The following is a 15,047-nucleotide window of genomic DNA, read 5'->3' as shown; positions in this document are numbered from 1 at the left end:
TTAGATAACCTTGGCGATGGCTTGGCAGACGTAGTCGATGTTCTTGCTGTTGAGCGCAGCCACGCAGATGCGGCCGGTGTCCGTGCCGTACACGCCGAACTCGCTGCGCAGGCGCACCATTTGTTCCTTGCTCAGGCCAGAGTAGCTGAACATGCCGATCTGCTGCGTCATGAAGCTCATGTCCTGCTGCACGCCGGCAGCCTTGAGGCCGTCGACCAGCTTCTGGCGCATGGCCTTGATGCGCACGCGCATCTCGCCCAGTTCCTTTTCCCACAGTGCGCGCAGCTCGGGGTTGCTCAGCACTGCGGCCACCACGGCGCCGCCGTGCGTGGGCGGGTTGGAGTAGTTGGTGCGGATGACGATCTTGAGCTGGCTCAGCACGCGGCCGGCTTCTTCCTTGTCGGTGCACAGCACCGACAGGCCGCCGACGCGCTCACCATACAGGCTGAAGCTCTTGGAGAACGAGGTGGAGACGAAGAAATTCAGGCCGGCGGCGACGAACTTCTGGATCACGGCGCCGTCCTCGGCGATGCCGTGGCCGAAGCCCTGGTACGCCATGTCGAGGAAGGCGGTCAGGCCCTTGGCCTTGACGGTGGCGATGACCTGGTCCCACTGCGCGGGGGTGATGTCGTAGCCGGTGGGGTTGTGGCAGCAGGCGTGCAGCACGACGATAGTGCCAGGGGCGGCGGCATTCAGGCTGGCCAGCATGCCGTCGAAGTTCACACCGCGTTTGGCAGCGTCGTAGTAGGCGTAGGTGTCTACCGTGAAGCCGGCGTTGGTGAACAGGGCACGGTGGTTTTCCCAGCTCGGGTCGGAGATCAGCACCTTGGCGTTGGGGCTGACCTTTTTCAAGAAGTCGGCGCCGATCTTCAGGCCGCCGGTGCCGCCGATCGCCTGCACGGTGGCCACGCGGCCCGACGTAACGGGCTCGGAGTCGGCGCCAAAGACCAGCGCCTTGACGGCGTTGTCATAGGCGACGATGCCGTCAATGGGCAGGTAGCCGCGCGCGGCGGGCTTGTCCATCATGGCCTTTTCTGCCGCCTGCACGCATTGCAGCAGGGGCAGCTTGCCGTTGTCGTCGAAATACACGCCCACGCCCAGGTTGACCTTGTTGGGGTTGGTGTCAGCGTTGAATTGCTCGTTGAGCCCCAGGATGGGGTCGCGGGGGGCCATTTCGACGGCGGAGAAAAGGGACATGATGCGTGTGCAATCGGTTAGAGACGAAGCCTCAGATTCTAGCGCTGCCCTTGTTTCATGCGGGCCTGATCCTTGCCCTGGTCTTTGGGATGAAGGCAGCCAGTCGTTTATGCATGCCTTGCCCGCGCTCCACCAGGGCACTGTGCATAGCCCCTGCCTGAAAAGCTGCCTTTGGCCCCCGTAAACTCAATCGTTTGCCCATTGCACGGAGTTGCCCATGAATACGCCCCCTGTCACGCAGCCCACGGATGGCACGCCTGTGGCGGGGCAGTACGTGCACTTTCCGGATTCGCCTTTTGCGCTGTTCCAGCCGTATCCGCCGTCAGGCGACCAGCCGGAGGCGATCGCCAAGCTGGTGGAGGGGGTGCGCGACGGCGAGGCCTTCCAGACGCTGCTGGGGGTGACGGGTTCGGGCAAGACTTTCACCATGGCCAATGTGATTGCCCGGCTGGGGCGGCCGGCCATCATCTTTGCTCCGAACAAGACACTGGCCGCGCAGCTGTACAGCGAGTTCCGCGAGTTCTTTCCGAAGAACGCAGTGGAGTACTTCGTCAGCTATTACGACTATTACCAGCCCGAGGCCTACGTGCCGCAGCGCGACCTGTTCATCGAGAAGGACAGCGCGATCAACGAGCACATCGAGCAGATGCGCTTGTCATGCACCAAGAGCCTGCTGGAGCGGCGCGACGTGGTGATCGTGGCCACCGTGTCGGCCATCTATGGCATTGGCGAGCCCGAGAGCTACCACCGCATGGTGATGACGCTGCGCGCTGGCGACCGCCTGAACCAGCGCGACGTGATCGCCCAGTTGATCCGCATGCAGTACCAACGCAACGACCAGGATTTCAGCCGCGGCCAGTTCCGCGTGCGCGGCGACACCATTGACGTGTTTCCGGCCGAACATTCCGAGCTGGCGGTGCGCATCGAGTTGTTCGACGACGAAGTTGATAGCCTGCAACTGTTTGACCCCCTCACGGGGCGCATCCAGCAGAAGATCCCGCGCTTCACTGTGTACCCCAGCAGCCACTATGTGACGCCGCGTGACGTGGTGCTGGCGGCCGTTGAAACCATCAAGCAGGAGCTGGAGGCGCGCCTGAAGTTTTTCGTGGCCGAGGGCAAGCTGGTCGAAGCCCAGCGCCTGGAGCAGCGCACGCGCTTTGATCTGGAAATGCTCAGCGAAGTGGGGCACTGCAAGGGCATCGAGAACTACACGCGCCACCTCTCGGGCGCCGCCCCGGGCGAACCGCCAAGCACGCTGATCGATTACCTGCCCAAGGACGCGTTGATGTTTCTGGACGAGAGCCACCAGATGATTGGCCAGCTCAACGCCATGTACAACGGTGACCGGGCACGCAAGACCACGCTGGTGGAGTATGGCTTTCGCCTGCCGTCGGCGCTGGACAACCGGCCGCTGAAGTTCGAGGAGTTCGAGCAGCGCATGCGCCAGGTGGTGTTCGTGTCCGCCACGCCAGCGGACTACGAAAAGCAGCACTCTGGCCAGGTCGTTGACCAGGTGGTGCGGCCGACCGGCCTGGTGGATCCGGAGATTGAAGTGCGCCCGGCCACTCACCAGGTGGATGACGTTCTGCAGGAAATCCGCATCCGCGTGGAGCGCAATGAGCGCGTACTCATCACCACGCTGACCAAGCGCATGGCCGAGCAACTCACGGACTACCTGACCGACAACGGCGTGAAGGTGCGCTACCTGCATTCGGACGTGGATACGGTGGAGCGTGTGGAAATCATCCGCGACCTGCGCCTGGGTGCGTTCGATGTGCTGGTGGGGATCAACCTGCTGCGCGAGGGGCTCGACATTCCCGAGGTGTCGCTCGTTGCCATCCTCGACGCTGACAAGGAGGGCTTTTTGCGCGCCGAGCGCAGCCTGATTCAGACCATTGGCCGTGCGGCGCGCAACCTGCACGGCAAGGCCATTCTGTACGCCGACCGCATTACCGAGTCGATGAAGAAGGCCATGGGGGAGACCGAACGCCGCCGTGCCAAGCAGATCGCGCACAACGCGGCGCACGGAATTCAGCCGCGCGCGATTGTCAAGCAGGTGAAAGACCTGATTGATGGCGTTTACAGCGAAAAAGCGGGCAAGGAGGCAGAACGTCTGGCGCAGGACGCACTGCAGCGCGCCAAGGTGGCTGACATGTCGGAGAAGGATATGGCCAAGGAGATCAAGCGGCTGGAAAAACAGATGCTGGAACACGCGCGCAACCTGGAGTTCGAGCAGGCAGCGCGGGTGCGCGACCAGTTGGCGCTGCTCAAGGACCGCGCCTTTGGCGCGCATGGCGGGGATGTGCCGGCGTAGGTGGTGAGGGGGTGTCGGGGCTTTGTCGTGCTTGTCCGACAAAATCAATAGGGCTTTGTGGTATACTCCTACAAAACAGTCAACAAATCAGCTTATTGCGAGGGAGTCGCTCCTGATCCGGGGTGGTGCAAGAGCTACCGGCGTGCCGGGTGCGTCCTTGCCGGACGTCGCGGCCATCCCTGCAACGAATACATCCTGACCAAAGGAGCCCCACGATGCGTCTCACTACCAAAGGCCGTTTTGCGGTCACCGCCATGATCGATCTGGCCCTGCGCCAGAACAACGGCCCCGTCACACTGGCGGCCATCAGCCAGCGCCAGCAGATCTCGCTGTCGTACCTGGAGCAGCTCTTTGGCAAGCTGCGTCGCCATGAACTCGTGGAGTCCACGCGCGGCCCGGGGGGCGGCTACACGCTCGCCCGTAAGGCGGGTGACATCACCGTCGCCGACATCATCGTCTCGGTGGACGAGCCCATCGACGCCACCCAGTGCGGTGGTAAGGAAAACTGCCTTGGCGACTCCGGCCGCTGCATGACGCATGACCTGTGGTCTGCGCTGAACCAGCGCATGGTCGAGTTCCTGGATTCGGTCACGCTGCAAAAGCTTGTCGACGAGCAGCTCGCCAAGGGCGTGCAAATCGAGGACAAGCCGGTGGTGCGCCGCGCCATTTCCACCACGCCAGTGGTCAAGCCCATCCGTGTGAACGCGCCCAATTCCGTGTTTGCGTTGGGCAACGCGTTCGCCAAGTCCTGAGCGACAGGGCTCGTGCGCTCGGCGCCTTTGCGGTGACCGTTTAGCGCTCGTACGCCAGCCAGATTCCGTTCTAGAGCCAGCCATGGATATGACACCCCATTTTCCGATTTACCTTGACTACGGCGCCACCACCCCGGTTGACCCCCGGGTGGTCGATGCCATGATCCCCTGGTTGCGCGAGCACTTCGGCAATGCCGCCTCGCGCAGCCACGCCTGGGGCTGGGAGGCCGAAGAGGCCATTGAGCAGGCCCGCGGCCAGGTGGCCGATCTGATCGGCGCCGATCCGCGCGAGATCGTGTGGACCAGTGGCGCCACCGAGTCGATCAACCTTGCGCTCAAGGGAGCGGCCCATTTCTACCAGGGCAAGGGCAAGCACCTCATCACGCTCAAGACCGAGCACAAGGCCGTGCTGGACACCATGCGCGAGCTGGAACGCCAGGGCTTCGAGGTGACCTACATGGATGTGAAGGAGGACGGCCTGCTCGACCTTGACGCGTTCAAGGCCGCAATCCGCCCCGATACCATCCTGGTCAGCGTGCTGTTCGTGAACAACGAGATCGGCGTAATCCAGGATATCCCCGCCATTGGTGCCATCTGCCGCGATAAGGGCATTCTGTTGCACGTCGATGCCGCACAGGCAACGGGCCGCGTCGAGATCGACATGAAGGCCTTGCCCATTGATCTGATGAGCATGACCGCGCACAAGACCTATGGCCCCAAGGGTGTGGGTGCGTTGTACGTGCGCCGCAAGCCGCGTGTGCGCCTGGAGGCACAAATCCATGGCGGCGGCCATGAGCGCGGCATGCGCTCGGGCACGCTGCCCACGCACCAGATCGTCGGCATGGGCGAGGCCTTCCGCATCATCAAGCTCGAAATGAACGAGGTGAACGCCAAGGCCCGCGTCCTGCAGCAACGCTTGCTGGACGGCCTGAAGGACATCGAGCAGGTGTTCATCAACGGCAGCATGGAGCACCGTGTGCCGCAGAACCTGAACATGAGCTTCAACTTCGTCGAGGGCGAGTCGCTCATCATGGGCATCAAGGGGCTGGCCGTCTCCAGCGGGTCGGCGTGCACCTCAGCCAGCCTGGAGCCCAGCTACGTGCTACGCGCCCTGGGCCGCAGCGACGAGCTGGCGCACAGCAGCCTGCGCATGACCATCGGCCGTTTCACGACCGAGGAAGAGATCGACTACGCCGTCGCCACCATCCGCGAAAACGTCGCCAAGCTGCGCGAGCTCAGCCCGCTGTGGGAGATGTACCAGGATGGTGTGGACCTCAGCACCATTCAGTGGGCAGCGCACTGACCAAAATCCAAAGGAACCGACATGGCTTACTCCGACAAAGTGATTGACCATTACGAAAACCCCCGCAACGTGGGCTCTTTTGAAAAAGGCGACGACACCGTGGGCACCGGCATGGTGGGCGCCCCGGCCTGCGGCGACGTGATGAAGCTGCAGATCAAGGTCAACCCCGATACCGGCATCATTGAGGACGCGCGCTTCAAGACCTATGGCTGCGGCTCCGCCATTGCCTCCTCTTCGCTCGTGACCGAATGGGTCAAGGGCAAGACGCTGGACGAGGCGGCCCAGATCAAGAACAGCGCCATTGCCGAGGAGCTGGCACTGCCGCCGGTGAAGATTCACTGCTCCATCCTGGCGGAAGACGCCATCAAGGCTGCGGTGAATGACTACAAGGCCAAGCACGGCGCCGCCGCTGCCGAGGCCGCGTGAGCGCCATGGCCATCACGCTGACGGAAGCTGCTGCCCGGCATGTGAACCGCTACCTGAGCCGGCGCGGCAAGGGCCTGGGCGTGCGCCTGGGCGTCAAGACCACGGGCTGCTCTGGCCTGGCATACAAGCTGGAGTACGTGGATGAGGCGGCGCCCGAAGACATCGTGTTCGAGAACCATGGGGTGAAGGTGTTGATTGACCCCAAGAGCCTGGCCTACATCGACGGCACCGAACTCGACTTCGTGCGCGAGGGATTGAACGAAGGCTTCAAGTTCAACAACCCGAACGAACGTGACCGCTGCGGCTGCGGGGAGAGCTTTCGCGTGTGACGCGCTCCTGCACAACCGCCAGACCGCCCGCATGCCGTGCCGGCGGTTTTTTTCTGTCGGGATGTGGGCAGGTACATCAAAAACGATAGCTGCTAGCGCTTGATTGGTAAGGTTTTACGCATCGAAAGATGTGTAAAACGTTATTGGGAAAGCGCAAGCAGCTCACTTTTTAAGAGCATAGCTTCACCATGCAGTTGCAATCCGACGACTTTGAACTCTTCGGCCTGCCGCGCCGCTTCGCGCAGGAGCGCGCCCAGCTCGACGCGCGCTGGAAGGATTTACAGCGCCAGGCGCACCCCGACCGCTTTGCCGCCGAGGGCGCTGCGGCCCAGCGCGTGGCCATGCAGTGGTCGGTGCGCATCAACGAGGCCTATCAGCGCCTCAAGGACCCGCTCAAGCGCGCGGCCTACCTGTGCGAATTGCACGGCGCGCCCATCCGCGCCGAGGACAACACGGCCATGCCTGCGACCTTCTTGATGCAGCAGATGGCCTGGCGCGAAGCGCTGGAGGATGCGGACGGTACGGCGGCCATTGATGCGCTGGAAGACGAGGTTGAGCAGGCGCGCACTGCGGCGCTGGTGCGTGTGGGCGCGCTGCTGGACGAGCAGCAGGACTGGGCCGGTGCCGCCCAGCAGGTCAGAGCCCTCATGTTCCTTGCGCGATTTGCGCAGGATGTCGATCGCCGCCGAGAGCAACTGGGACAATAGCAAGTTGCCCTATCTTTTCACCCCTTCCTAGATTCCATGGCGCTTTTGCAGATTTCCGAGCCCGGCCAGTCCCCCGACCCGCACCAGCGGCGCATCGCGGTCGGCATTGACCTGGGCACCACGCATTCCCTGGTGGCCGCCGTGAAGAGCGGCGTAGCCGAATGCCTGCCCGATGCCCAGGGCCGCTTGCTGCTGCCTTCGGTGGTGCGCTACCTGCAGGGCGGTGGTCGCCAGATCGGCTACGAGGCTGTGCTGGCCCAGGCGCAGGACGCGCGCAACACCGTGGCCTCCGCCAAGCGTTTTATGGGGCGTGCCCTGGCCGACATCGCTGGTGCTGACAAGCTGCCCTACGACTTCGTGCAGGAAAGCGGGCAGGGCGGCATGGTCAGCCTCGCCACGGCGGACGGCGTGAAGTCGCCGGTGGAGGTGAGCGCCGAGATCCTGGCCACGCTGCGCCAGCGTGCTGAAGACAGCTTCGACGCAGACCTGTACGGCGCGGTCATCACCGTGCCAGCCTATTTCGACGATGCGCAGCGCCAGGCCACCAAAGACGCGGCCCGGCTCGCCGGTATCCACCTTCTGCGCCTCATCAATGAACCCACGGCCGCCGCCATTGCCTATGGCCTGGACAACGCCTCCGAGGGCGTCTACGCGGTGTACGACCTGGGTGGCGGCACCTTCGACATTTCCATCTTGCGCCTGACGCAGGGCGTGTTCGAGGTCATCGCCACCGGCGGCGACTCCGCCCTGGGGGGCGACGACTACGACGCTGCACTGGCCGACTGGGCGCTGCAGCGCCTGGGCCGCAGCGCCGACACGCCGGCCGACAAGGCCGCCGCACGCATGGCAGCACGGACCTGCAAAGAGGCGCTTACAACTGCAGAAACCGTAGCATTCAGCGCTTGCCTGGCGGGCGATAGCGTGCAATTTGACGTGTCTCGCGCAGATTTCGAGGCAGCGACTGCGGCGCTCACCCAGCGCTCGCTGGCGGCGGTGCGCCGCGCCCTGCGCGATGCCCAATTGAGCAAGGATGAAGTGCAAGGCGTGGTCATGGTAGGTGGTTCCACCCGCATGCCGCAGATCCAGCGTGCCGTGGGCGAGTTCTTCGGTCGCACACCGCTGACCAACCTGAACCCTGATGAGGTCGTAGCCCTGGGTGCTGCCATCCAGGCCAACCAGCTCGCTGGCAACAGCGCGGCAGGCGACTTGCTGCTGCTCGACGTGATTCCTCTGTCGCTCGGTATCGAGACCATGGGGGGGCTGGTCGAGCGTATCGTGGCGCGCAACGAGACCATTCCCACCGCACGCGCGCAGGACTTCACCACCTACAAGGACGGCCAGACTGCGCTGGCCATCCACGTGGTGCAGGGCGAACGCGATCTGGTGCAGGACTGCCGCAGCCTTGCGCGCTTTGAGCTGCGCGGTATTCCACCCATGGCCGCGGGCGCGGCGCGCATCCGCGTCACCTTCACCATCGACGCGGACGGACTGCTGTCGGTCGGCGCCAAGGAGCTGACGAGCGGCGTCGAGGCGCACATCAACGTCAAGCCGTCGTACGGCCTGTCGGACGCGCAGATTGCGCGCATGCTGCAGGAGGGCTTTGCCACCGCGCAGGACGACATGCAAGCGCGCGCCGTGGTGGAGGCCCGAGTGGACGCCCAGCGCATGCTGCTGGCGACGCAAAGCGCGCTCGACGCGGATGGTGACCTGCTGGAGCCGAGCGAGCGCGCGGCCATCGACGCGCTGATGCAGGCCGTGCGCGCTGTGCTGGAGGTGCAGGACGCCGCCGCCATTGAAGCCGCTACCGAAGCCCTGGCCAAGGGCACCGAGCCTTTCGCCGCCCAGCGCATGAACCGCGGCATCCGCGACGCGCTGGCTGGCAAGAGCGTGCAATCCTTCTAACGAACCGAATTCTCCACATGCCGACCATCAAAGTCCTGCCCCACGCCGAGTATTGCCCCGAAGGCGCGCAGATCACCGCGCCCGCTGGGACCTCGATCTGCGAAGCATTGCTCGACAACGGCATCTCCATCGAGCATGCGTGCGACATGAGCTGCGCCTGCACCACCTGCCACGTCATCGTGCGTGAAGGGCTGGCCTCGCTCAACGAGGCCGAGGAGGAGGAGGAAGACCTGCTTGACCGCGCCTGGGGCCTGACGCCGCAGTCGCGCCTGTCGTGCCAAGCTATCGTGGCGCAAAAGGATCTGACCGTGGAGATCCCCAAGTATTCGATCAACCACGCCAAGGAAAACCACTGATGCGTGCAGCGCCGGGCTATCCCAAGCAAATGTTTATCCCCATGGCTGGGGGCGGCGAGGGCGCGCAGTGCCAAGCCTGGGGGCGCTTATGAGCCGCCAGATCGTCTTCGACACGGAAACTACCGGCTTGTCGGCTGAGAACGGCGACCGCATCGTTGAAATCGGCTGCGTCGAATTGGTGAACCGCAAACTCACCGGCAACCACCTGCACCTGTACATCAACCCGGAGCGCGATAGCGACGAGGGCGCGCTGCGTGTGCACGGGCTGACCACCGCCTTTCTGCGCGATAAGCCCAAATTTGCCGAAGTAGCCGACCAGATCCTGGACTTCATGCAGGGCGCAGAGATCATCATCCACAACGCGGCGTTCGACGTCGGCTTCATCAACAAGGAGCTGGAATTACTCGGGCGGCCACCGTTCACCACCTACGTGAGCGGCATCATCGACACCCTGGCGATGGCCAAGGAGATGTTCCCGGGCAAACGCAACTCGCTTGATGCGCTGTGCGACCGCCTGGACGTGGACAATTCTGGCCGCACCTTGCACGGTGCCTTGCTCGATGCCGAGCTGCTCGCCGACGTCTACATCAACCTCACGCGCGGGCAGGATGCCCTGTTGATGACGGATGACGCGCAGGAGAGCAGCACTCCGGGCCCGCAGGCCGCACACATCGATCTGCGCGGCTTCCAGCTACCAGTGCTGCGCGCCAATGCCCAGGAGCAGGCGGCGCACGAGGACGTGCTGGCGCAGATCGACAAGGCCAGCGGCGGTAAAACAATTTGGCGCTTTTATGAGAGCAACGAAAAAGCTGTGCCATAATTGGAGGCTGTCGCAAACGTAATTGTTTAAGACAATGGGTGATTAGCTCAGCGGTAGAGCACTGCCTTCACACGGCAGGGGTCACATGTTCGATCCATGTATCACCCACCATCGTTTTCATGAAGCTGCTGCGATAAAGAAGCAGCTTCAGGGGTGATTAGCTCAGCGGTAGAGCACTGCCTTCACACGGCAGGGGTCACATGTTCGATCCATGTATCACCCACCAAACCAAAAAGGCCTGGATTTTCCAGGCCTTTCTTTTTTACCTTTTCAGCAGACGTCGAGACCGATAGCCCCGCCGCCGTCACGCCTGAACCGGGGCCCCCATCCTTGCGCGTACGAACTGCTCGAATTGCGCCGGGGGCAGCGGTCGGCTGAAATAGTAGCCTTGGATCTCGTCGCAGCCCCGGTAGCGCAGGCAGGCCAGTTGCTCGGCCGTTTCCACACCTTCGGCGATCGTGGACAGGCCCATGCTGTGTGCCAGCTGGACGATGGCGGTGGCAATGGCCTGGTCGTCGGCGTCGCTGCCGATGTCGCGCACGAACGACTGGTCGATCTTGAGCTTGTGGATGCAAAAGCGCTTCAAATAGCTCAACGATGAGTAGCCTGTACCGAAATCGTCAATCGACAGCCGGATGCCGCGTTGGTTGAGTTCGCGCATTTGTTGGGCTGCAGCCTCGGGGTTCTTCATGGCCATGGCCTCAGTGAGCTCCAGCTCCAGGCAGGAGGGTGGCACGCCCGCTTCTTCGAGCAGACGGCCGACGAACTCGGGCAGGTCAGGCTGGTTGAATTGCACGGCGGAGAGGTTGACCGCCACTGTGATGGGCGGCAGGCCCTGGTCCAGCCAGGCACGCAACTGCGCCAACACGCTGCGCAGAACCCACTCGCCAATGCCAACGATGAGTCCGTTGGACTCTGCAATGGGGATGAATTCGCCTGGAGACACCGCACCCCACTGCGGTGAGTTCCAGCGTAGCAATGCCTCGGCGCCGACGATGGAGTCGTTCGTGAGGGACATCTGCGGCTGGTACACCAGATGCAATTCGCCGCGCTGCTGCGCTTGCTTGAGGGCGTGGCCCAGGGCCAGGATGCGCGCTGAGCGCTCTTGCATGGCTGCGGTGAAGAAGCAGTAGCTGTTGCGGCCGTCTTCTTTGACGCGGTACATCGCGGTCTCGGCTTGGTGCAGCAGTGCTTCGAAGGCTTCAGCGTCCGTAGGGTAGAGGGCGATGCCGATAGAGGCCGTGCATGAGACTTCCTGTCCCGCCAGTTGTACGGGCTGCGACAGGGTGGCGAGCAGCTCCTCGGCCAGTGCGGCGGCCGCGTGCTGGCTGCTGGCCGGCAGCAGGGCAATGAAGTCATCGCCAGCGTGGCGCGACAGAATGTCCTGGGTCTGGAGGCTGGAGCGCAGGCGGCGTGTCATCTCCAGCAGCAGCATGTCGCCTATGCTGTGGCCCAGGGAGTCGTTCACGTCCTTAAAGTTGTCCAGGTCAATCCACAGTGCAGCCAGGGTCTGCCCGCTGGCCGTGGCGTGGCGGAAATGTTCGTGCAACAGGCTGCGGTTGGGTAGCCCTGTCAGCTGGTCGTGCCGCGAAAGCTGCTGGATGCGTGCCGCTGTGCGTTTCTTTTCGGTGATGTCTTCCTTGTGGGCTAGGTAGTGGGTGACCTGCCCCTCGCTGTTGCGCACCGGGTAGATCAGCACCGATTCGAAGTATTCCTGGCCAGCCTTGTTGCGGTTGATCATCTCACCCTGCCAGGGCTTGCCTTGGGTCAGCTGGGCCCACATGGCCTGGTAGGTCGATGCCGGAGTCCTGCCCGACTGCAGGATGCGCGGGTTTTGTCCCACCGCTTCGTTTGCGCTGTAGCCGCTGGTACGGGTAAAGGCTGCATTGACGTACTCGATGCGCGCATGTAGGTCGGTGATGACCAGCGAGATGGGACTTTGCTCCACCACCAGGGACAGCTTGCGCAGAGCCTGCTCCGTCTCCTGCCGGTCCGTGATGTTGCGCGAGATGATGATGAAATGCTCGTCCTCACCCGGCTGGGCTGCCTTGCGCGCGACGGAGAGCTCAAACCATGCCTTTCGCTCTGCTTCGAGTGCCAGCTCAATGACCTTGCCATGTGAGCTCCCATGTTCGTGCGCCTGCGCAATGGCCGCCAGCACGGTGTCGGCAGCCTTGGCTGGAAGGGTTTCGTGCACGGTGCGCCCACGCAACTGCGCGGTCGGCATGGCCAACTCGTCGGCCCGGGCTGCATGCACTTCAAGGTAGCGGCCCTGCGCATCCATCACCAGCAGGAGATCGGGAAGCGCGTCGAGTGTCGCAGCCAGTTGCCGGCGCGAATCGTGTAGCAGGGTGTAGGGCCGCTGTACGGCCTCCACGAACACTGCACGGTACAGGAAGGCATACGCCAACACCTTGTAGACATGGCCAGCGAGGTTGTAGGCATCGGTGACACCGCCGTAGCGTGTGAAGAAGAACTCGCTCATGGCTATCGTGCAGACCGCGGCGAACAGGCCACTTGCGTTGAAGCTGCGCGGCTGCCGCATGCGGTGGAAGAGGAGCGCGGCGGCGATCAGGTTCAGGGCAATCAGCGCGTACTCAAAGCCGATCTTGAATGCGGTCAGCCCTTCGCCTGTTACGAAGGTGCGCGGCAGCGCCTGCGGGTAGATGAAAAACAGCGCGTGCAGCGCCGCCACAAGGGCCAACACCGTGGAGAGTACGGCCCAAGCAGGCCATGCCACGTTCCGCGTGTCCCGGGGCAAGGCGATTGCCAGCAGTGCCAGGGCGCCCAGCAGCCGAGCGCTCAACCAGAATTGGATGGCCTTTTCCGGGGAGCTGGGCGTGACGAAGTCCGGCATGCCCGCGTAGGACAGCATGTGCGAAAAATCCAGCAACCCCACCCCGAGGAAGGCGCAGGCCAACAACAGGGCGTTGTAAGGCATGCGTTCACGGCGCAAGCTCCACACCACGCCAAAAATCAGCGCCGTGACGGCGATGGCCAAAGTCTCCAGTGCCATGTGTAGCGGCAGGTAGCTGGCCGTGCCGCTGAATGGCGTGGACAAAGGAGCCAGCAAGACCAACGGCAGGAGGGCCGCCAGGGCAATGACCGCAGGCAGCGCAAGGCGTGCTTCGGGTTGGTGGCTGGGGTGCAGTGGCATGGAGTGCAGAGGGGCGATTTTGCTAAATGTAGCGGTAAGCCACAGCTGGACACAAAAAACCTCGCCATCCAGTCGCCTGTACGGAATGCGAAAGCCAAGCGTGTGGGTGAGTACGTGAAAGGCGTGTCGAACGATAAAGATTGCTCTTATTTTGAGAGCTGTTAGCCCGGATATTTCACCGTAGTAGAGCCACAAACGAGGACGGCATTGCCCTTGTGTGCCCGAAAATCCAGGTGTCGAATCTTGATCAACGAGCGGGCAATGCCGAAGCCAAACTGTACCGAAGAAATTGACGTTGGGAGCATGGACTTTGGCCGGTTGGGCCGACGCGTGGTGCAGGGGCGTTTTGACGGCGGCAGCATGACCAGCGATGGTGGCGTGATGTTGCTTGGCCAGGTCGATCGCAAGCTGGGCTTGATGGATGCGGCGGCGCGCTGCATCGCCGATCCGCGCAATCCGCTACTGATCACGCACGACGTGCGCGACATGTTGCGCCAGCGGGTGTACGGCCTGGCGCTGGGCTGGGAAGACCTCAACGACCACGGTGCTCTGCGCTGTGACGTGGCTGTGCAGACGGCTGTTGGCGTGGACCACGAGATTGCCAGCGCGCCCACGCTTTGCCGACTGGAGAAATGGGCCGACCGTGCCACGGCGTGGCGGCTGCACGAGGTGTTGGTCAATCAGTTCATCGCCAGCTTCGAGAGCGCGCCCGAAGAGTTGGTGCTGGACTTTGATGCCACCGACAACCCGTTGCACGGCCAGCAGGAGGCACGCTTCTTCCATGGTTACTACGACAGCTACTGCTACCTGCCCCTGTACGTGTTCTGTGGCCAGCAACTGCTGTGCGCCTACTTGCGGCCCAGCAACATCGATGCGGCGCAGCACGCTGGGGCCATCCTCAAGCTGCTGGTGCGCCGACTGCGCCAGAGTTGGCCGCAGGTGCGCATCGTGTTTCGGGCCGACTCCGGGTTCTGCCGCCAACGCATCCTGAACTGGTGCGAGCGCGCCGGCGTGCACTACATCGTGGGTCTGGCGCGCAATGCACGGCTGCAGGCGCGCGTGGCGTTTGCCGAACTCTCAATGAAAGACGAATACGAGCGCAGCGGGGCCAAACAGCGCATGGTCGATGAATTCGACTACGCCGCACAGAGCTGGCCGCACGAGCGGCGCGTGATCACGCGGCTTGAATGGGGCGCGCAAGGCTGCAACCCGCGCTTCATCGTGACAAACCTTGCCGGTGATCCCCAGGCGCTGTACGACGGCGTGTACTGCCAGCGCGGCGAGGCGGAGAACCGGATCAAGGAAGCGCAGGTAGGGCTGTTCGCCACGCGCACGAGCTGCCATGTGCTGCGCTCCAACCAACTGCGCATGCTGTTGGCCGCGCTGGGCTACGTGCTGGTAGAGAGGCTGCGCGCGTTGGCGTTGCAGGGCACAGAGCTGGCCACGGCGCAGATCGACACGCTGCGCATCAAGCTGCTCAAGGTGGCGGCAGTGGTGACGCGCAACACGCGGCGCATCTGCCTGTACCTGGCCTCCAACTGGCCCAGTGCGCAGACCTTCGCGCACGCCATGAGCCAACTGCGCTCACCCTGAACACACCAGCAGCGCCTGGCCGGCGCGATGACACAAAAACGGCCCGCAACCCAAGCCGGGGTGGGGGTCAGTGCGACCGCATTGCGCATGCCAACCATCACACCCATGGCTGCGGCCAACATCGTGGCCTTGCTCGCTCAAATCCGCGCCGCGATGCCCCGCTGCGCAGGCCGTTGGCTACATACGTGAAA

At 63.3% G+C, this 15,047-nt stretch carries 12 protein-coding genes and 2 tRNA genes; 12 read left to right on the top strand and 2 right to left on the bottom strand.

All coding sequences use genetic code 11. The annotated features are described in order from the left end of the window. Entirely contained in the window at positions 1 to 1,197 is a 1,197-nt protein-coding gene (locus BN2503_RS02225) for an amino acid aminotransferase (protein ID WP_054255017.1), read from the bottom strand. Positions 1,198 to 1,414: 217 nt separating this feature from the next. Between BN2503_RS02225 and uvrB the strand changes: the two genes are divergently transcribed. The 11 genes from uvrB (at position 1,415) to BN2503_RS02170 (ending at position 10,332) form a co-directional block, all read left to right on the top strand. Continuing rightward, positions 1,415 to 3,511 (top strand): excinuclease ABC subunit UvrB, encoded by a 2,097-nt coding sequence (gene uvrB, locus BN2503_RS02220; protein ID WP_054255016.1) that lies wholly within the window; start codon positions 1,415 to 1,417, stop codon positions 3,509 to 3,511. Between the two features lie 215 nt (positions 3,512 to 3,726). Further along, positions 3,727 to 4,263, top strand: coding sequence for a Fe-S cluster assembly transcriptional regulator IscR (gene iscR, locus BN2503_RS02215; protein ID WP_054255015.1), 537 nt, complete (start codon positions 3,727 to 3,729; stop codon positions 4,261 to 4,263). 82 nt (positions 4,264 to 4,345) lie between these two features. Beyond that, the gene (locus tag BN2503_RS02210) at positions 4,346 to 5,566 is read left to right on the top strand and encodes an IscS subfamily cysteine desulfurase (protein WP_054255014.1); all 1,221 of its coding nucleotides are present in this window, start codon (positions 4,346 to 4,348) and stop codon (positions 5,564 to 5,566) included. A 21-nt stretch (positions 5,567 to 5,587) separates the two neighbouring features. After that, entirely contained in the window at positions 5,588 to 5,992 is a 405-nt protein-coding gene (gene iscU, locus BN2503_RS02205) for a Fe-S cluster assembly scaffold IscU (RefSeq protein ID WP_054255013.1), read from the top strand. Between the two features lie 5 nt (positions 5,993 to 5,997). Then, positions 5,998 to 6,321 (top strand): iron-sulfur cluster assembly protein IscA, encoded by a 324-nt coding sequence (gene iscA / locus BN2503_RS02200; RefSeq protein WP_054255012.1) that lies wholly within the window; start codon positions 5,998 to 6,000, stop codon positions 6,319 to 6,321. Positions 6,322 to 6,509: 188 nt separating this feature from the next. Continuing rightward, complete coding sequence (hscB, locus tag BN2503_RS02195) at positions 6,510 to 7,028, top strand: Fe-S protein assembly co-chaperone HscB (protein WP_054255011.1); 519 nt, start codon at positions 6,510 to 6,512, stop codon at positions 7,026 to 7,028. Between the two features lie 36 nt (positions 7,029 to 7,064). Beyond that, on the top strand, positions 7,065 to 8,930 hold the full coding sequence (hscA, locus tag BN2503_RS02190) for a Fe-S protein assembly chaperone HscA (protein ID WP_054255010.1): 1,866 nt from the start codon (positions 7,065 to 7,067) through the stop codon (positions 8,928 to 8,930). Between the two features lie 17 nt (positions 8,931 to 8,947). Further along, positions 8,948 to 9,286 (top strand): ISC system 2Fe-2S type ferredoxin, encoded by a 339-nt coding sequence (gene fdx / locus BN2503_RS02185; protein ID WP_054255009.1) that lies wholly within the window; start codon positions 8,948 to 8,950, stop codon positions 9,284 to 9,286. An 88-nt stretch (positions 9,287 to 9,374) separates the two neighbouring features. Continuing rightward, positions 9,375 to 10,106, top strand: a complete 732-nt coding sequence (dnaQ, locus tag BN2503_RS02180) for a DNA polymerase III subunit epsilon (protein WP_054255008.1) — start codon at positions 9,375 to 9,377, stop codon at positions 10,104 to 10,106. A gap of 36 nt (positions 10,107 to 10,142) precedes the next feature. Further along, positions 10,143 to 10,217 (top strand) — tRNA-Val (locus BN2503_RS02175). 40 nt (positions 10,218 to 10,257) lie between these two features. Beyond that, positions 10,258 to 10,332: transfer RNA gene (locus BN2503_RS02170), tRNA-Val, on the top strand. A 78-nt stretch (positions 10,333 to 10,410) separates the two neighbouring features. On the opposite strand, the gene BN2503_RS02165 is transcribed toward BN2503_RS02170, so the two are convergent. Further along, entirely contained in the window at positions 10,411 to 13,263 is a 2,853-nt protein-coding gene (locus tag BN2503_RS02165) for a bifunctional diguanylate cyclase/phosphodiesterase (RefSeq protein WP_054255007.1), read from the bottom strand. A 261-nt stretch (positions 13,264 to 13,524) separates the two neighbouring features. Here BN2503_RS02165 and BN2503_RS02160 point away from each other — a divergent pair, with 261 nt between their 5' ends. Further along, positions 13,525 to 14,856 carry an IS1380 family transposase gene (locus tag BN2503_RS02160; protein WP_054255006.1) on the top strand — a complete coding sequence of 444 codons (1,332 nt, stop codon included), beginning with the start codon at positions 13,525 to 13,527 and terminating at the stop codon, positions 14,854 to 14,856. Positions 14,857 to 15,047: the final 191 nt, after the last annotated feature.

The sequence above is a fragment of the Paenacidovorax caeni genome (genome assembly GCF_001298675.1).
Taxonomy (GTDB): Bacteria; Pseudomonadota; Gammaproteobacteria; order Burkholderiales; family Burkholderiaceae_C; genus Paenacidovorax; species Paenacidovorax caeni.
This window is presented reverse-complemented; position numbering and strand designations above follow the sequence as displayed.